General features: G+C 71.6%; 1 protein-coding gene and 1 pseudogene. Both read right to left on the reverse strand.

Annotated elements, in window-relative coordinates; translation table 11 throughout:
- Nucleotides 1-39: 39 nt before the first annotated feature.
- The gene (locus tag ACFW9O_RS34375) at nucleotides 40-15,054 is read right to left on the reverse strand and encodes a type I polyketide synthase (protein ID WP_384614869.1); all 15,015 of its coding nucleotides are present in this window, start codon (nucleotides 15,052-15,054) and stop codon (nucleotides 40-42) included.
- Between the two features lies 1 nt (nucleotide 15,055).
- A pseudogene (locus tag ACFW9O_RS34380) lies at nucleotides 15,056-19,555 on the reverse strand (SDR family NAD(P)-dependent oxidoreductase); the annotation flags it as partial.

Below are 19,555 nucleotides of genomic sequence, written 5' to 3' on the forward strand. Positions count from 1 at the left end.
TTCCGGAACCCCGGAACCCGGAGTTCCGGAACTCCGGTCTCAGCCCCCGAGTTCCTCGTCGATCAGCGCGAAGATGGTGTCGGCCGTGGCGGTCTCCAGATCCCGGCCGTCGGCCCCGTCCGGCCGCCGGTCCCCGCCCTGGATCCGCTCGAGCATGACCTCCAGCCGCGAGCGGACCGTCGTCCGCTCCCCGGCCGTCAGCCCGGTCTCCCGGGCCGTCAGTTCGGCGAGCCCTGCCTCGATCCGCGCCAACTCGTCCAGCAGCGTCTCGGCCGGTGTCCTGTCCTGCGGCACGAGCTCGTCCAACAGACGCTTGGCCAACGCGGCCGGAGTCGGGTGGTCGAAGACGAGCGTGGCCGGCAGCCGCAGCCCTGCCGCGCCGTTGAGCAGGTTGCGCAGTTCGACCGCGGTGAGTGAGTCGAACCCAAGATCCTTGAACGGCCGGTCCGCCCCGATCGCTTCGGGCGAGGCGTGCCCGAGCACTACGGCCGAGGAGGCGACCACCAGGTCGAGCAGCACCGAGTCCCGCTGGGAGGCGGGCATCCCGGCGAGCCGCTCCCCGAGCGACGGCCCCGCCTGAGCCGCCGTGCCGACGGCGCGCCGCACCGGACGGCGCAGGAGCCCGCGCACCATTGGAGGAATCTCGGCATCGGAGGAATGCGGGGAGGCGAGATCGAGATTGATCGGTACCAGGTGTGCGGTGGGGTGGGTGAGGGCTGTGTCGAAGAGGGTGAGGCCTTGGGTGGTGGACAGGGTGGTGCCGGCGGTGGTGGCGCGGGCTCGGTCGGTGTGGGCGAGTCCGCCGGTCATGGTGCTGGTCTGTTCCCACATGCCCCAGGCGAGGGAGAGGCCGGGCAGGCCCTCCGCGCGACGACGGACAGCGAGGGCGTCGAGGTAGGCGTTGGCAGCGGAGTAGTTGGCCTGACCCGGAGTACCGAAAGTCGCCGACGCCGAGGAGTAGAGGACGAACATCGCGAGGTCCGTGTTGCGGGTCAGCTCGTCCAAGTTTGCGGCGGCGGTGGCCTTCGCCCGCAGGACGGTTTCGAGGCGTTCCTGGGTGAGGGCAGTGAAGACGCCGTCGTCGAGGACACCGGCTGCGTGAACGACGCCGGTGAGTGGAACCTCGGCAGGGATGTCCGCGAGGACGGTTGCGAGGGCGTCGCGGTCGGCGGCATCGCAGGCCACGATCCGTGCCTGGGCGCCGAGTTCGGAGAGCTCGGTGACCAGTTGCGCGGCGCCGGGGGCGTTGGGGCCCTGGCGGGAGAGCAGGAGGAGGTGGCGGATGCCGTGTTCGGTGGCGAGGTGGCGGGCGAGGAGTCCGCCGAGGGTGCCGGTGCCGCCGGTGATCAGTACGGTGCCGTCGGGGTTCGGACGGGCAGGGAAGGACAGGACGTTCTTGCCGGTGTGCTTGGCCTGCGCCATGTGACGCCAGGCGGTGACGGCTTCGCGTACGTCCCACACCGTCAGCGGCAAGGGTTCAAGGATGCCTTGTTCGAAGAGGGCGACAACTTCGGCGAGGATCTGGCCCATGCGTTCTGTGCCTGCATCCGACAGGTCGAACGGGTAGTACGGGACGTCGAGACCGGTGCGGACGTCGGCTTTGCCCATCTCGATGAACCGGCCGCCCGGCGTCAGCAGCCTCAGTGAGGCGTCTACGAACTCGCCTGCCAGGGAGTTGAGGATGACGTCGACTCCACGGTCGCCGGTTGCGGTGCGGATGTGTTCCTCGAAGGCGAGGTCGCGGGAGGACGCGATCCGTGTGGGGTCGACTCCGTTGGCGATGAGCGTGGGCCATTTGCCGGGGCTGGCGGTGGCGTAGACCTCCAGTCCCCAGTGCTGGGCCAGTTGGACGGCGGCCATGCCGACGCCGCCGGCGGCTGCGTGGATCAGTACCGACTCACCGGACTTGACCCCGGCCAGGTCCCGCAGTCCGTACCAGGCCGTCGCGAACACCAACGGTATTGCTGCCGCCTGCGCCCACGACCAGCCCTTGGGCACCCGGACCAGTAGACGGCGGTCGGTGACGGCCTCGGCGGCGAACCCGCCGTCGAAGAACCCGAACACCCGGTCCCCGACAACGAGGTCGTCGACACCGGGGCCGGTTTCCACGACCACACCGGCTGCTTCCGAGCCCATGGTTCCCGGTTCCGGGTACATTCCCAGCCCGATGAGTACGTCACGGAAGTTCACGCCCGCCGCGCGAACTTCGATCCGTACCCGGCCGGAGTCCAGCGGCGGCGTGCCGGTCGTCTCGATGTGGAGGGACTCCAGCGTTCCGTCCGCTCCCGGCAGCAGGTGCCAGGTGTGGTCCGGCAGCACCAGTCCACCGCTCACGGCCCGGGTCAGGCGAGGCACCAACAGTGCACCGTCACGGATGGCGACCTGGGGCTCGTCGACACCGGTCAACAGGGCCAGGTCAAGTTGTTCTTCGGTGGTCGGGTCGGTGTCGACCAGGACGATCCGGTCCGGGTGCTCCGTCTGCGCCGAGCGCACCAAGCCCCACACTGCCGCACCCACCACATCGCCCGCATCGGAATCGGCAGGCATGGCGCCGCACGTCACCACTGCCAGGCGTGCGTGGTCGGGTCGCTCCTCGCTCAGCCACTCCTGCACGCCGTGCAGGACCTCACCCAGCACCTGCTCCACGGGACCGTCACCGGTCGGTAGCACCGTCCACGCCGGAACCTCCGCCGCGTCGCCGGAAGCGGCAGCATCCGGCGGCAACGTCACCCACTCCACCGCGAACAGTGCGTCATCCACTTGCCCGGCCGACGACAGTTGCTCCGCCGACACCGCCCGCGACACCAGAGAGTGGACGACGGCGACCGGCGCACCGGTCCCGTCGGCCGCCTGCACGGTGATGCCCTCGCCCTCAGGGCGGATCGCCACCCGCAGGGTGGTCGCTCCGACCGCGAACAGCTCCACACCCGTCCATGCGAACGGCAACCGTGGCCCGGGGGTCTCGGTGTCGTCGCCGGGGATCAGGCCGGAGGGGTGGAGTGCGGCGTCGAGCAGGGCGGGATGGATACCGAACCCGTCCACCGACTCCTCGATCGTCACCTCGGCGTAGACACCGGATGCGTCGCGCCAGGCCGCCTGCACACCCTGGAACGCCGGACCGTAACCGAAGCCCACCCCGGCCAACGCCCCGTAGAAACCATCGACGTCCACCGTGTCCGCGCCCTGCGGCGGCCACACACTCAGGTCGAAGTCAGCGTGTGGGCCCGTCTGTTCTGCCAGCGAGCCGGTCGCGTGCAGTGTCCACTCGTCCGTGCCTTCGGCGCGGGCGTGGATGTGGACCGGTCGGTCGCCCGAGGGGTCGGGATCATCGACCCGTATCTGGATCTGGACGCCGCCGCTGTCCGGCAGCACCAGGGGCGCACGCAGTACCAGTTCGCGGAGCAGGCCGCAGTCCGCTTCCTGGCCGGCGCGCAGTGCCATTTCCACCAGTGCGGTGCCGGGGACCACGATGCGGTCCAGCACGAGGTGGTCGGCCAGCCATGGCTGGGCTTCCACCGACAGGCGGCCGGTGAGGAGCACGCCGTCTCCGTCGGCCAGGGCCACCACGGAGCCCAGCAGCGCGTGCCCGGCGTCCTCGATCCCGAGCGCACCCGCGTCCCCGCCGGTCACACCCGGCTGTGGCCAGTACCGCTCACGCTGGAACGCATACGTCGGCAGGCCGACCACGCGGCCGCCCCAACTGGAGAACACCGCCGTCCAGTCGACTTCGATGCCGGAGGCCCACAAGCGGCTGATCGCGGTGAGCGCGGTTTCTGTCTCATCGCGGTCCTTGCGCAGGACGGGGACGAACTCGGCATCGGCGGCAGTGTCCTGGGCCATACCCGAGAGAACGCCGTCGGGGCCGAGTTCCAGGTAGCGGGTCACGCCCATCGCTTCCAGGGCTGTGACACCGTCGGCGAAACGCACCGCCTGCCGCACCTGGTTCAGCCAGTACTCGGGGTCCTGCATCAGCCCGGGTTCGGCGATCGTACCCGTCAGGTTCGAGACGACCGGGATCTCCGCCGGATGGAGCGTCAGCCCGCCCAGGACGTCGGCGAACTCCTTCAACATCGGTTCCATGAGGGCGGAGTGGAACGCGTGCGACACCGACAGGACGTTGAATCGCAGGCCGCGGGCGGCACATTGGGCCGCGTAGTGCTCGATGGCTTCCGTGGTGCCGGACAGGACAACAGAGTTCGGGCCGTTGACGGCGGCGATGTCCAGGCCGGAGTCCGCGACGTCGGTTTCGGCGGCCTGGACGGCGAGCATGCCGCCGCCCTCGGGCAGGGCCTGCATGAGGCGGCCGCGTTCGGCGACCAGGGTGCAGGCGTCGTCGAGGTCGAGGATTCCCGCGACATGGGCGGCGGTGATCTCGCCCAGGGAGTGGCCCAGGAGCACGTCCGGGACCACACCCCAGGACTCCACCAGTCGGAACAGGGCAACCTCAAGGGCGAAGAGGCCCGCCTGGGCCCACACGGTGTGGTCCAGGTCGACGCCATCGGTCAGGACCTCGCGCAGCGGGCGCTCCAGCCGGACGTCGAGCCGTGCGCAGACCGCGTCGAAGGCCTCGGCGAAGACCGGGAACTGCTCGTACAGGCCCAGTCCCATTCCCGCACGCTGCGAGCCCTGCCCGGTGAACAGGAACGCGGTCCGTCCCTCTCGGGCGATACCGGTGGCGAGGGTCGTGTCCCTGGTCAGCACCGCGCGGTGCTCCAACGTGGCGCGAGTGGTCGCGAGCGACAAAGCCACGTCGCCGGTGCCAAGTTGAGGGCTATCGGTGACGAAGGATCGCAGGCGTTCGATCTGGGCTTGCAGTGCTGGCTCGGACTTCGCCGAGATCACCCAGGGCACCAGCCCTGGTGCCTGTCGTGTTGCGGGGGTCGGCTGGGGTTGTGGGTCGGGGGCTTGTTCGAGGATGACGTGGGCGTTGGTGCCGCTGATGCCGAAGGAGGAGACGGCGGCGCGGCGGGGCCGGTTGTCGGTGTCGGGCCAAGCACGCGCTTCGGTGAGGAGTTCCACCGCTCCGGCTGTCCAGTCGACTTGGGGGGTGGGTTGGTCGACGTGGAGGGTGGCGGGCATGAGGCCGTGCCGCATGGCCATGATCATTTTGATGATGCCTGCGACACCGGCGGCGGCCTGGGTGTGGCCGATGTTCGACTTGATGGAGCCGAGCCAGAGGGGTCCGTTGCCCTCGTCACGGTTCTGGCCGTAGGTGGCCAGAAGTGCCTGGGCCTCGATGGGGTCGCCGAGGCGGGTGCCGGTGCCGTGGGCTTCGACGAGGTCGATGTCGGCGCCGGTGAGTTGGGCGTTGGTGAGGGCTTGGTGGATGACGCGTTGTTGGGAGGGTCCGTTGGGTGCGGTGAGTCCGTTGGAGGCGCCGTCCTGGTTGACGGCGCTGCCGCGTAGGACGGCGAGGATGTGGTGGTTGTTGCGGCGGGCGTCGGAGAGTCGTTCGACGAGGAGGAGGCCGACGCCTTCGGCCCAGCCTGTTCCGTCGGCCGACGAGGCGAAGGATTTGCAGCGGCCGTCGGAGGCGAGGCCGTCCTGGCGGTCGAATTCGGCGAATGCTCCCGGGGAGACCATCACGGTCACGCCGCCGGCGAGTGCCAGGTCGCATTCACCGATCCGTAGTGCCTGGGCGGCCAGGTGCAGGGCGACCAGGGAGGAGGAGCACGCGGTGTCGACTGTCATGGCCGGGCCTTCCAGCCCGAAGACGTAGGCGAGGCGGCCGGAGATCACACTGCTTGCGGTGCCGGTCAGCAGGTGTCCCTCCGCGCCTGTGACTCCGGTGCCGTATCCGGAGGGGGAGGCGCCGGCGAAGACTCCGACGTTGTGGCCCTTGAGGGACCGGGGGTTCATGCCGGCTGATTCGAGGGTCTCCCACGCTGTTTCCAGCAGCAGGCGCTGTTGGGGGTCCATCGCGAGGGCTTCTCGGGGGCTGATGCCGAACAGGGCGGCGTCGAACTCGTCCGCGTCGTGAACGAATCCGCCGACCGCGGCGGTTGCGTCGACCAGACCGGTGGGCCAGCCACGGTCGTCCGGGAACGGAGTGATCCCGTCCGCCCCGGCGGCGACGAGGTCCCACAATTGCTCCGGCGATGTCACACCGCCGGGGTAGCGGCAGGCCATGCCCACGATCGCCACCGGCTCGTCGTTCCTGGTGGCGAGGACGGGCAGGGACATGTCCGGCTGTGTCGTGGACCCGTCGAAGAACTGTGACAGCAGGTAGTCGGTGAGGGTGGTGGGGCTGGGATGGTCGAAGACCAGGGTCGCGGGCAGCGACAGTCCGGTGTCGGTGGTCAGCAGGTTGCGCAGTTCGACCGCCATGAGCGAGTCGAAGCCCAGGTCCCGGAACGCCCTGCCGGGCTCGACCGCTTCCGCGCCCGCGTGTCCCAGTACGGTGGCGGCCCGGTCCCGCACCATGTCCAGCACGATCCGGACCCGCTCCGTGGCGGGTGCGTCCAACAGCCGCTGTCGCAGGCCCGGTTCGGCGCCGTCGCTCGGTGTGGTCTTGAGTACTTCGGTTGCTTCGGGGAGGTCGGTGAGCAGGGCGCTGGGGCGGGAGGAGGTGAAGGCCGGGGTGAACACCGACCAGTCCATGTCGGCGACGGTCACGCAGGATTCCCGGCCGTCCACCGCTGCCGCCAGGGCCCGGACCGCCAAGGCCGGATCCATCGGCAGCAACCCACGTCGACGCAGCGCTTGTTCAGCCTCACCCTGGACCGCCATGCCGGCCCCGGCCCACGGGCCCCACGCGATCGACGTCCCCGGAAGGCCGCGGTCGTGCCGGTGCTGTGTCCAGGCGTCGAGGAAGGCGTTGCCTGCCGCGTACGCCGACTGGCCGCCGCTGCCCCACGTCGCGGCGATGGAGGAGAAGACCACGAACAGGTCCAGCGACAGATCCGTAGTCAGCTCGTCCAGATGCTTGGTTCCGTCGACCTTTGCCTGCAGAACGGAGGCGAATGCCTCGGGGGTGGCCTCCTCGATCCGTTGCGGGAGGTCGAGTCCGGCCGCATGCACGATGCCGGTCAGCTCCGGAACACCGTCGATCACCGCGGCCAGGGCATCCCGGTCGGCCACGTCGCAGGCGGCGACCGTGACCTGTGTGCCCAGCCCGGACAGCTCCTCCACCAGACCGTCCGGGGCCACGCCGCCGCGGCTGGTCAGCACCAGGTGCTGCACACCCCGGCCGGCCAGCCAGCGGGCCACCTCCGCGCCCAGCGCGCCGGTGCCACCAGTGACCAGGACGGTGCCCGAGGGCTGCCATCCCTCGCCGACCACAGCCGTCGGCACCGCACGCGCCAGACGGCGGCCGTACACCCCGGACCCACGCACGGCGGCTTGATCCTCACCACCATCGGCCAGGACACTCACCAGCCGGGCACCGGCCCGGGTGTCCAGGACCTCGGGAAGGTCGATGAGACCACCCCAGCGGGCCGGCAGTTCCAGTGCCGCGACCCGGCCTAGAGCCCACACCGTCGCCAGGTCCGGATCGCCGATCCGGTCGGAACCACCCACCGACACCGCGCTACGCGTCAGCACCCACAACGGGGCCGGCGCTGTATCCAGCTCCTGCACCACGGCCAGCGTCTCCGCCCAACCGGACGCGGACAGGACCACACCGGCCACATCAGGCAGCCCTGACACTTCCTTGGCGGGGACTCCGACCACGGTCGCGCCCGCGGCTTCCAACGCGGCGGACACCTCCGGGTCCTCCGTGCCGACGACCGCCCACACCCCGGTCAGCACCGCCGACGACGAGAGACCGTCCAGCGGCTTCCACGTGACCCGGTAACGCCAGGAATCCAGGGTCGAGCGTTCCTGGTGACGCTGTCGCCAGGCGGACAGGGCCGGCAGCGCCGACTCCAGACCCGCGAGCTCCTCCAGGTCCTCCCGCTCCACCGCATCCCAGAACGCCGCGTCGACCAGATCACCGCCACCGCCCGCAGCGCCCGTCAGCGAGAACTCCGGCCAGAACCGCTCACGCTGGAACGCATACGTCGGCAGATCGACCACCCTGCCGCCCCAACCGGCGTACAGCTGAGTCCAGTCGACGCCGGCACCGGACGCCCACAGGCGGCTGACCGCCGTGAGGGCGGTAGCGGTCTCTTCGTGGTCCTTGCGCAGGACGGGGATGAACTGGGCTTCGGCGGTGGTGTCCTGGGCCATGGCCGACAGGACACCGTCGGGGCCGAGTTCCAGGTAGCGGGTCACGCCCATCGCTTCCAAGGCTGTGACACCGTCGGCGAAACGCACCGGCTGCCGCACCTGCCGCAGCCAGTACTCCCGCTGTTGCATGGCGCCGGGCTCGGCGATGGCACCGGTGAGGTTCGAGACGACCGGGATGCGGGCGGGGTGGAAGGTCAAGCCGGACAGGACGCTCGCGAACTCGTCCAGCATTGGTTCCATCAACGCGGAGTGGAACGCGTGCGACACCGACAGCACGTTGAACCGGAGGCCCCGCTCGGCGCATTGGGCCGCGTACCGCTCAATGGCTTCGGAGGTGCCGGACAGGACTATGGAGTTCGGGCCGTTGACGGCGGCGACGTCCAGACCGGAGTCCGCGACGTCGGCTTCGGCGGTCTGGACGGCGAGCATGCCTCCACCGGCGGGCAGCGCCTGCATCAGCCGTCCCCGCTCAGCGACCAGCACGCACGCATCGTCCAGGGACAGGATCCCGGCCACGTGCGCGGCGGTGATCTCACCCAGGGAGTGCCCCAGTAGCACGTCCGGGGTCACGCCCCACGACTCCACCAGCCGGAACAGGGCGACCTCAAGGGCGAACAGACCCGCCTGCGCCCACGCCGTCCGGTCCAGGTCGGTCCCGTCGGTCAGCACTTCGCGCAGCGGACGTTCCAGCCGAACGTCCAACCGGGCACACACCGCGTCGAAGGCATCGGCAAACACCTGGAACGCCTCGTACAGCCCCAGGCCCATGCCCGCACGCTGCGAACCCTGACCGGTGAACAGGAACGCGGTGCGGCCCTCTCGGGCGACCCCGGTGGCCAGTGTCGTGTCCCCGGCCAGCACCGCACGATGCTCGAGCCCGGCTCGCGTCGTCGCGAGCGACCAGGCCACGTCGACTTCATCCACCTCCGGCCGCTCCGCGGCGAACGACCGCAGCCGCTCCACCTGCGCCCGCAATGCCGCCTCGGACTTCGCCGACACCACCCACGGCACCCGCCCGGGACGTACCACCGGCGGCTCGGCCACCGGCTCCCGCTCGAGGGACTCCGGAGCCTGTTCGAGGATGACGTGCGCGTTGGTACCGCTGATACCGAACGACGACACCGCAGCACGGCGCGGACGGCCGGACTGCGGCCAGGAACGCGCCTCGGTCAGCAGCTCCACCGCACCCGCCGACCAGTCCACCTGAGGAGAGGGTTCGTCCACGTGCAGCGTCGCCGGCAGCACTCCGTGCCGTATCGCCATGACCATCTTGATCAGGCCCGCGACGCCCGCCGCGGACTGGGTGTGCCCGATGTTCGACTTGATGGAGCCCAGCCACAGGGGCTCGTCGGCATCGCCCCGCTCCTGGCCGTAGGTGGCCAGCAGCGCTTCTGCCTCGATCGGGTCGCCGAGCCGCGTACCCGTCCCGTGGGCCTCGACCACGTCCACGTCGGCGCCGGTCAGCCGGGCGTTCGCCAGCGCCTGGCGGATCACCCGCTGCTGCGACGGGCCGTTCGGCGCCGTCAGACCGTTCGACGCACCGTCCTGGTTGATCGCGCTGCCCCGCACCACAGCCAGCACCTGATGTCCGTTGCGTTGCGCGTCCGACAGCCGCTCCACCAGCAGCACACCGACGCCCTCGGACCACCCGGTGCCGTCCGCAGCCGCCGCGAACGACTTGCACCGGCCGTCGTCGGCCAGACCCAGTTGCCGTGAGAACTCCGCGAACGCGGTGGGGGTCGACATCACGGTCGCCCCTCCGACCAGGGCCAGGTCGCACTCGCCTCTCTGCAGGGTCTGGGCAGCCAGGTGCAGGGCCACCAGCGACGAGGAACACGCCGTGTCCACCGTGACCGCCGGGCCCTCCAGCCCGAAGGTGTACGCGATGCGGCCGGACAGGACCGAGGCCGAGTTCCCGGTGCCGCGATGGCCTTCGGTGTCCTGCTCTCCGCTTGCCAGGATGCCGACGTAGTCCTGGCCGCTGGTGCCGACGAACACGCCGGTCCGGGTGCCGTGCACGGCGCGGGGCGACATTCCGGCGCGCTCGAACACCTCCCAGGACACTTCGAGGAGCAGCCGTTGCTGCGGGTCCATCGCGAAGGCCTCGCGTGGGGAGACGGCGAACAGGCCGTTGTCGAAGTCCGTCGCGCCGGTCACGAAGCCGCCTGCCCACGATGCCGCTGCGGACGGGTCGGCCTGCGGCCAGCCCCGGTCGCCGGGGAGGCCCGTCACCGCGTCCACGCCGTCGGCGACAAGTCGCCACAGGTCCTCGGGCGAGGCGACCTGGCCCGGGTACCGGCAGCTCATCGCCACGATGGCGACGGGCTCGTCCCCGGTGACGCTCGCCGGGGCGGCCGGCTCGTCACCGGCATGCCGCGTGCCCAGGAGCGTGATGCGCAGCCGGGCGGCCAGGGACTGTGGCGTGGGGTGGTCGAAGACCAGGCCTGCGGGCAGGGAGAGCCCCGTTTCCGCGGTGAGACGGTTGCGGAGTTCGACCGCGGTGAGAGAGTCGAAGCCGAGATTCTTGAACGAGGCGTCCGCAGCGATATCGGTCCCGACCCGGTAGCCCAGGACGGCCGCGACGTGGCGCCGGACGACGTCCAGCAGGAACCGGAGTTGCTCGTTCTCCGGCTGGGCGGCCAGCGTCCGCGCGAGCGGGGACGCATCGCCCGGCTCGGCCGCCGAGGCCGCTTCGAGGACCGGCCGGGCTTCGGGGATGTCGTCGATGAGCGGGCGCGCGCGACCGACGGTGAAGGCCGGTGCGAACGCCGCCCACTCCACGTCGGCCACCGTCACGCAGGTGTCGTCGGCCTGGAGCGCCTGCCCCAGCGCCGCCACGGCCAGCTCCGGGGCCATCACACGAAGCCCGCGACGACGGAGCAGTGCCGCCATCTCGGGCCCGCCGGCCATCCCGGCGCCGGCCCAGGCGCCCCACGACACCGCCGTGGCCGCCACGCCCCGGGCCCGCCGGGTGACCGCCAGCGCATCCAGGAAGGCGTTCGCCGCGGCGTACGCCGACTGGCCACCGCTGCCCCACACCCCGGCGATCGAGGAGAAGAGCACGAAGAAGTCCAGCGGCGTGTCGTCCAGCACCTCGTCCAGGCACATCGCGCCGCCGACCTTGGCGGCCACGACTCGCGCGAAGTCGTCGACACCAGCTGTGTCGAGGGGAGTCACATCGCCGGCGCCCGCCGCGTGCACGACCCCGGTCAGCGCCGATCCGGCCGGAACCCGCTCCAGGGCCTGCTGTACGAACTCCCGGTCGGCGACGTCACCGGCCAGTACCGATGCCGTCGCACCCAGGAGCGCCAGCTCGGCGACCAGTTCGTCGGCCCCGGGCGCCTCGCGGCCGCGCCGTGACAGGAGGATCAGATGCTCGACCCCGGACCTCGCCAGCCAGCGTGCCACCTCGGTGCCGAGCGCACCTGTTCCGCCCGTGACGAGAACGGTTCCCCGGCCGCGCCACTCGCCGTCCGGCCCGCCCGGAGCGAAACCGTCGACGGCACCTGCCCGCACCAGCCGCCGGGCGTACACACCCGGGCCCCGGACCGCGATCTGGTCCTCGGCGCCCGACGCCAGGGCCGCGACAAGCCGCGAGCCCGCGGCGTCGTCGAGTGTGCCGGGCATGTCGATGAGACCGCCCCACAGCGCGGGCAGCTCCAGCCCGACCACCCTGCCCAGACCCCACACCTGCGCCTGCCCAGGGTGCTCCAGCCGGTCCGACCGGCCGACACTGACCGCGCCGGAGGTAACCGTCCACAGCGGCGCCGTGATACCGAGGGCACTCATCGCCTTGACCAGCGCGACCGTCAGCGCGGCCCCCACGGGCAGTACTGTGCCGGGAACGGGCCGGTCGTCGAGGCCGGTCAGCGAGAGCACGCCGGACGGCCGCGCACCGTCGAGGACCTCACGGACGCGGACGGCGAGCCGTTCGTGGTCGGTGTCCTCCTCGCCGACGGCAAGCTCGACGACCTGTGCGCCGGCGGCGCGCAGCCGGGCGCCGAAGTCATCGGCCGGTCCGGACGTGACGACGAGCCAGGTTCCTTCGAGGGACTCGCCGGAGGGCAGGTCGAGGGGCTTCCAGACGATCCGGTAGCGCCATGAGTCGAGAGTCGACCGTTCCCGGCGTTGCCGCCACCATGCCGACAGCGCGGGCAGCGCCGACTCCAGACCCGCGAGTTCTTCCAGGTCCTCACGTTCGACCGCGTCCCAGAAGGCGGCGTCCGCCGTCTGCCCACCAACCGCGTGCGTCACGTCCTTCGGCCAGTACCGCTCGCGCTGGAAGGCATACGTCGGCAGCTCGACCGCCCGGCCGCCCCGGCCGGCGAACACCGCCGTCCAGTCGACGTCGGCGCCGGAGGTCCACAGGCGGCCGATCGCGGTCAGGGCGGTAGCGGTCTCTTCGTGGTCCTTGCGCAGGATGGGGATGAACTCGGCGGCGGTGGCGCTGTCCTGGGCCATGGCCGACAGCACGCCGTCCGGCCCGAACTCCACATGGCGTGTCACGCCCATGGCTTCGAGTGCCGCGAGGCCGTCGGCGAAGCGGACCGGCTGCCGCACCTGCCGCAGCCAGTACCCGGGCTCCTGCATCAGCCCGGGATCGGGGACGGCTCCGGTGAGGTTCGAGACGACCGGGATCCGGGCAGGGTGGAAGTCCAGGCCGGCCAGGACGGTCGCGAATTCGTCCAGCATCGGTTCCATCAGGGCCGAGTGGAACGCGTGCGACACGGACAGGACGGTGAACCGGCGTTCCTGCTCGGTGCATTGGGCCGCGTAGCGCTCTATGGCTTCGGTGGGGCCGGACAGGACCACGGAGTGGGGTCCGTTGACGGCGGCGATGTCCAGGCCGGAGTCCGTGACGTCGGCTTCGGTCGCCTGGACGGCGAGCATGCCGCCACCGGCGGGTAGCGCCTGCATGAGCCTGCCGCGCTCCGCGACCAGTACGCACGCGTCGTCCAGGTCGAGGATTCCGGCGACATGGGCGGCGGTGATCTCGCCCAGGGAGTGTCCCAGGAGTACGTCCGGGACCACACCCCAGGACTCCACCAGTCGGAACAGGGCGACTTCGAGGGCGAAGAGGCCGGCCTGGGCCCACACGGTGTGGTCGAGGTCGGTGCCGTCGGTGAGGACGTCACGCAGCGGGCGTTCCAGCCGGGCATCGAGGCGTGTGCAGACCGCGTCGAAGGCTTCCGCGAACACCGGGAACGCCTGGTACAACTCCATGCCCATGCCGGTGCGTTGTGATCCCTGCCCGGTGAACAGGAACGCGGTCCGGCCCTCGTCTGCGACACCCGTGGCGAGCGTCATGTCCCCGGCAAGCACCGCGCGGTGTTCCAGTGCGGCCCGGGTGGTGGCCAGCGACCAGCCGACGTCCACCGGATCCAGTTCGGGACGCTCCGCCACGAACTCCCGCAGCCGCTCCACCTGCGCACGCAACGCGTCCGCCGACTTCGCCGACACCAGCCACGGCACCGGCCCGGGACGTATCGCCGACGGTGCGGGGACCGGCTTCGACTCGGCGGACTCCGGAGCCTGTTCGAGGATGACGTGGGCGTTGGTGCCGCTGATGCCGAACGACGAGACCCCCGCACGCCGCGGACGGTCCGACGCAGGCCACGGGCGCGACTCGGTGAGCAGTTCGACCTCACCCGCCGACCAGTCCACATGCTGCGACGGCTCGTCCACGTGCAACGTCGCGGGCAGCACCTCGTTCCGCATCGCCATGACCATCTTGATCACGCCCGCGACGCCCGCCGCGGACTGCGTGTGCCCGATGTTCGACTTCACCGAACCCAGCCACAGCGGCTCGCCGCCGTCGCGCCGCTCCCGGCCGTAGGTGGCCAGCAGCGCCTGCGCCTCGATCGGGTCGCCGAGCCGCGTACCCGTCCCGTGGGCCTCGACCACGTCGACGTCTGCGCCGGTCAGCCGGGCGTTCGCCAGCGCCTGGCGGATCACGCGCTGCTGCGACGGGCCGTTCGGCGCCGTCAGACCGTTCGACGCACCGTCCTGGTTGATCGCGCTGCCCCGCACCACAGCCAGCACCTGATGTCCGTTGCGCCGGGCGTCGGAGAGCCGCTCCAGCAGCACCAGGCCGACGCCTTCGGCCCAGCCGGTCCCGTCGGCGGCGGCGGCGAACGACTTGCAGCGGCCGTCGGCGGCCAGGCCCTGCTCGACGCTGAAGGCCCCGAAGACGTCCGGGGTGGCGATGACGGTGACGCCGCCGGCCAGGGCCAGCGAGCACTCGCCGGCGCGCAGGGCCTGACAAGCCAGGTGCATGGCAACCAGGGACGAGGAGCATGCCGTGTCGATGGTGACGGCCGGGCCGACCAGGCCGAAGGCGTAAGCGACACGGCCGGACAGGACGCTCGTGGCGCCGCCGGCCAGGGTGTACGCCTGCCCGGCGTCGGTCGCCTGCAGGCCCATGCCGTAGCCCGACGGCGCCGCGCCGACGAAGACGCCCGTGCGGCTGTCCTTCAGCCGGGGCGGCAGGATCCCGGCGTGCTCGAACGCCTCCCAGGAGGTCTCCAGCAGGAGACGCTGCTGGGGGTCCATGGCCAGGGCCTCGCGCGGGGAGATGCCGAAGAAGCCGGAGTCGAACTGGGCGACGCCGTCGAGGAATCCACCGGACGCGGCCTCGTCGGCCGTGTCCACACGCCACCCGCGGTCGGCGGGAAACGCGGTGACTGCGTCCGCTCCTGCGTCGATCAGGTCCCAGAGCTCTCCTGGTGACCGGACCCCACCGGGGTAGCGGCACGCCATGGACACGATCGCGATGGGCTCGCGTGACGCCGCGGTGAGTTCGCGGTTCTCCGCCCGGAGCCGCTCCGTCTCCTTCAGAGAGGTACGCAGCGCCTTGACGTAGTCCTCCATGGAGGCGGCGGCCATTTCAAGCTCCTCGATCTGTCTGTCCGTCCGACTCCGGATCACCGAGAGCGAGCCTGAGCAGGCTCTCGCCGTCCATCGAGTCGATCGAATCCTGAATGTCCGGGTCCGGGTCCGGGTCCGTCCCGTCGTCCGGACTTTCGTCCGCGGCGAGCCGCAGCAGCGGCGCGATGAGGCCGGCGTCGGCCAGGCGGGCCAACGGGATTCCCCGCAGGGCCCGGCGGATCGCCGCGGCGCGTTCCTCGTCGATCTCCTCGCCGCTGTCCGGGAACAACTCGGCGCGCAGCAGGCCGGCGACGGCGCGCGCGCTGGGGTGGTCGAACAGCAGCGTCGTGGGCAGGCGCAGGCCCGTCTCCGCGGCCAGTCGGTCGCGCAGTTCGACGGCACTGAGGGAGTCGAAGCCGAGATCGCGGAAGGCCTTGTCGGCTGTCACGGCCTCGGGGGACGGGTAGTGCAGCACGTCCGCGGCGTGCCGCTGCACGACACCGACGAGAGCCGCTTCCCGCTCGTCGCCGTCCAGGGGCGCGAGCCGGTCGCGGAGGCGGGCGGCGAGAGCGCCGTCCGGTTCCGCGGAGGCGGCCGTCAGCTGTGTGACCTCGGGGATGTCGTGGATCAGCGGGCGTTCGCGGCTGGCGCTGAACGCCGGGAGGAAAGCCGCCCAGTCGACATCGGCGACCGTCACGCATCCGTCGTCGGCGAGCAGTGCCGGGCCCAGCCTGCGCACCGCCGACCCGGGCGCCATGGCCCGCAGGCCGCGGCGGCGCAGATACTCCGAGGCGTCGGCCCCGCCGGCCATTCCCTCGCCCGCCCACGGCCCCCAGGAGACCGACGTCGCGACGGCGCCGCGGGCGCGCCGGTTGGTCGCCAGCGCATCCAGGTAGGCGTTCGCGGCCGCGTAGGCACCCTGGCCGCCGCTGCCCCAGACCCCGGCGATCGAGGAGAACAGCACGAAGAAGTCCAGGGGTGTGTCACCCAGCTCCTCGTCGAGCAGGCGCGCGCCCTCGGCCTTGGCCGCCATCACCCGCGCGAAGTCCTCCGGGCCCGAAGACGCCAGCGGGGTCGGGTCGCCCGACCCGGCTGCATGGATCACCCCCGAGGGCCGGTACCGGTCGACGACCGACCGCACGAACGCGCGGTCCGCGATGTCGCCCGCGACGACCGACACCGTCGCCCCGGCGCTCTCCAGCTCGGCCACGAGCCGGTCGGCGCCCGGCGCCGCCGGGCCCCGCCGCGAGACCAGGACCAGATGCGCGGCTCCGGACCGAGCCAGCCACCGTGCGACCTCGCGGCCCAGCCCCCCGGTGCCGCCGGAGATCAGCACGGTGCCGCGGCCCCGCCACTCTCCCGCAGGTACGCCGCCGGAGCGCGCCAGCCGCCGGACGAACGCGCCCGCGGGACGCAGCGTCACCTGGTCCTCGACGCCTGAGGCCAGGACCTCGGCGAGACGCTCTGCCGAGGCGGCGTCGCCGACATCGACCAGACCGCCCCACACGTCCGGAAGCTCAAGACCCACCACCCGTCCGAGGCCCCATACCTGTGCCTGGTCGGTGTCGACCGTCGCGCCGTCGTCGACGGCGGTTCCGCCGGAGGTGATCCACCAGACCGGCGCTCGGACACTGTTGTGCCGCAGTGCTTCCACGGTGGCCAGCATGCTGGTGACCGACGCGGGCGGGACGGGACCGTCGGTTCCTTCGCCGGTGGCCAGCCCGGCGAAGGACAGCACGCCGGCGGGCTCGCCGCCCTCCGCACACGCCTCGGCCACGCGCTCCCGGAGGCCTGCCGCGTCCGCCCGTACCGTGACGACGCGCGCGCCGGCTTCGGTGAGCGCTCGTACGCACCGTTCGGCCACTTCGGGGTGTTTCGTCGAGGCCGGCAGCAGTGCCAGCCAGGTGCCGCCCAGAACCGGCGCGGACATGGCGGGCTCCGCGAGCTTCCACTCCACGGAGTACCGCCATGGATCCGCCGCGATGTTCACGGACGGCTGCGGCCAGTACTGCTGGTGCTGGAACGCGTACGTCGGCAGGTCGACGACCCGGCCGCCCCGGTCGGCGAACACGGCGGGCCAGTCGACGTCGGCGCCTGCCGTCCACAGCCGGCCGACCGCCGCCAGAAAGGTCTCGACCTCGTCCCGCCCCTTGCGGAGCACCGGCGCGAACACGCCGTCACCGACGGTCTCCCGGACCATGGCCGACAGGACCCCGTCAGGGCCGAGTTCCAGGTACCGCGTCACGCCGAGCTCCACCAGGGCCGTGACACCGTCGGCGAAACGCACCGGCCGGCGGACCTGGTCCAGCCAGTACTCCGGCTGATGCATGGCGCCGGGGTCGGCGATCGCGCCGGTGAGGTTCGAGACGACCGGGATCCGTGCCGGGTGGTACGTCAGTCCGTCCAGTACGTCGGCGAAGTCCTTCAGCATCGGTTCCATCAGGGCCGAGTGGAACGCGTGCGACACGGACAGGACGGTGAACCGGCGTTCCTGTTCGGTGCATTGGGCCGCGTAGTGCTCGATGGCTTCGGTGGTGCCGGACAGGACTACGGAGTTGGGTCCGTTGACGGCGGCGATGTCCAGGCCGGAGTCCGCGACGTCGGTTTCGGTGGCCTGGACGGCGAGCATGCCGCCGCCGGCGGGCAGTGCCTGCATGAGGCGGCCGCGCTCGGCGACCAGTACGCACGCGTCGTCGAGGTCGAGGATCCCGGCGACATGGGCGGCGGTGATCTCGCCCAGGGAGTGTCCCAGGAGTACGTCCGGGGTGATGCCCCAGGACTCCACCAGTCGGAACAGGGCGACTTCGAGGGCGAAGAGGCCTGCCTGTGCCCACACGGTGTGGTCGAGGTCGGTGCCGTCGGTGAGGACGTCACGCAGCGGGCGTTCAAGCCGGGCATCGAGGCGTGTGCACACCGCGTCGAAGGCTTCCGCGAACACCGGGAACGCCTCGTACAACTCCATTCCCATGCCGGTGCGTTGTGATCCCTGTCCGGTGAACAGGAACGCGGTCCGGCCCTCGTCAGCGACACCCGTGGCGAGCGTCATGTCCCCGGCAAGCACCGCGCGGTGCTCCAGCGCGGCCCGGGTGGTGGCCAGCGACCAGCCGACGTCCACCGGATCCAGTTCGGGACGCTCCGCCACGAACTCCCGCAGCCGCTCCACCTGCACGTGCAACGCTGCCTCGGACTTCGCCGACACCAGCCACGGCACCGGCCCGGGCGCCTGCCGCGTCACAGCGATCGGTTCCGGCTCCGGAGCCTGTTCGAGGATGACGTGGGCATTGGTGCCGCTGATGCCGAACGACGAGACCCCCGCACGCCGTGGCCGGTCCGACGCAGGCCACGGGCGCGACTCGGTGAGCAGTTCGACCTCACCCGCCGACCAGTCCACCTGGGGAGAGGGTGCGTCCACGTGCAAGGTGGACGGCAGCACACCGTGCCGCATGGCCATGACCATCTTGATCACGCCCGCGACGCCCGCCGCGGCCTGGGTGTGGCCGATGTTCGACTTGACCGACCCCAACCGCAACGGCTCGTCGCCCTCACCTCGCTCCTGGCCGTAGACCGCCAACAGCGCCTGCGCCTCGATCGGGTCGCCGAGCCGTGTACCGGTGCCGTGCGCCTCCACGACGTCCACGTCCGCGGGGGCCAGGCGTGCGTTCGCCAGGGCGTCACGGATCACACGCTGCTGCGACGGTCCGTTCGGTGCTGTCAGGCCGCTCGACGCACCGTCCTGGTTCACCGCACTGCCCCGCACCACCGCGAGAATCCGGTGGCCGTTGCGCCGCGCGTCCGACAGCCGTTCCACGAGCAGCATGCCGACGCCTTCGGACCAGCCCATCCCGTCGGCGGCGGCGGCGAACGACTTGCAGCGGCCGTCGGGGGCGAGGCCCTGGTCGACGCCGAACGCCCCGAACACCTCGGGGGTGGCCATGACGGTGACGCCGCCGGCGATCGCCAGGTCGCACTCACCGGCCCGCAGCGCCTGGCACGCCAGGTGCAGCGTGACCAGTGACGAGGAGCAGGCGGTGTCGACGGTGACCGCGGGGCCCTCCAGGCCGAAGGAGTAGGCCACGCGGCCGGACGCGGCGCTCCCCGCGGTGCCGGTGGCCAGGTAGGCCTCGCTGCCGGCAGGCATCTCGCCCGCGCCGACCATGTAGTCGTGGTACATCTGGCCGACGTAGACACCGGTACGGCTGCCGCGCAGCGTCGTCGGGTCGACGCCGGCGGACTCCATCACCTCCCAGGAGGTCTCCAGCAGGAGGCGCTGCTGGGGATCGGTGGCCAGGGCCTCACGGGGGGACATGGCGAAGAACGCCGCGTCGAACCGGCCGGCATCGTGCAGGAACCCCGCCTCGCGAGGGCCGTCGGCCGACAGCCGGCCGAGGTCCCAGCCGCGGTCGGCCGGGAAGCCGGACAGGCCGTCGCCGCACCTGTCGACGAGGTGCCACAGGCCGTCGGGCGAGGTGACTCCGCCGGGGTACCGGCAGGCCATGCCCACGATCGCGACGGGCTCGCG

The organism is Streptomyces sp. NPDC059499 (genome assembly GCF_042749285.1).
GTDB lineage: Bacteria > Actinomycetota > Actinomycetes > Streptomycetales > Streptomycetaceae > Streptomyces.

Bases quoted from the DNA above. Each gene is read 5' to 3' on its own strand.
- ACFW9O_RS34375 (WP_384614869.1), bottom strand. From the start codon at position 15,054: ATGGCCGCCGCCTCCATGGAGGACTACGTCAAGGCGCTGCGTACCTCT.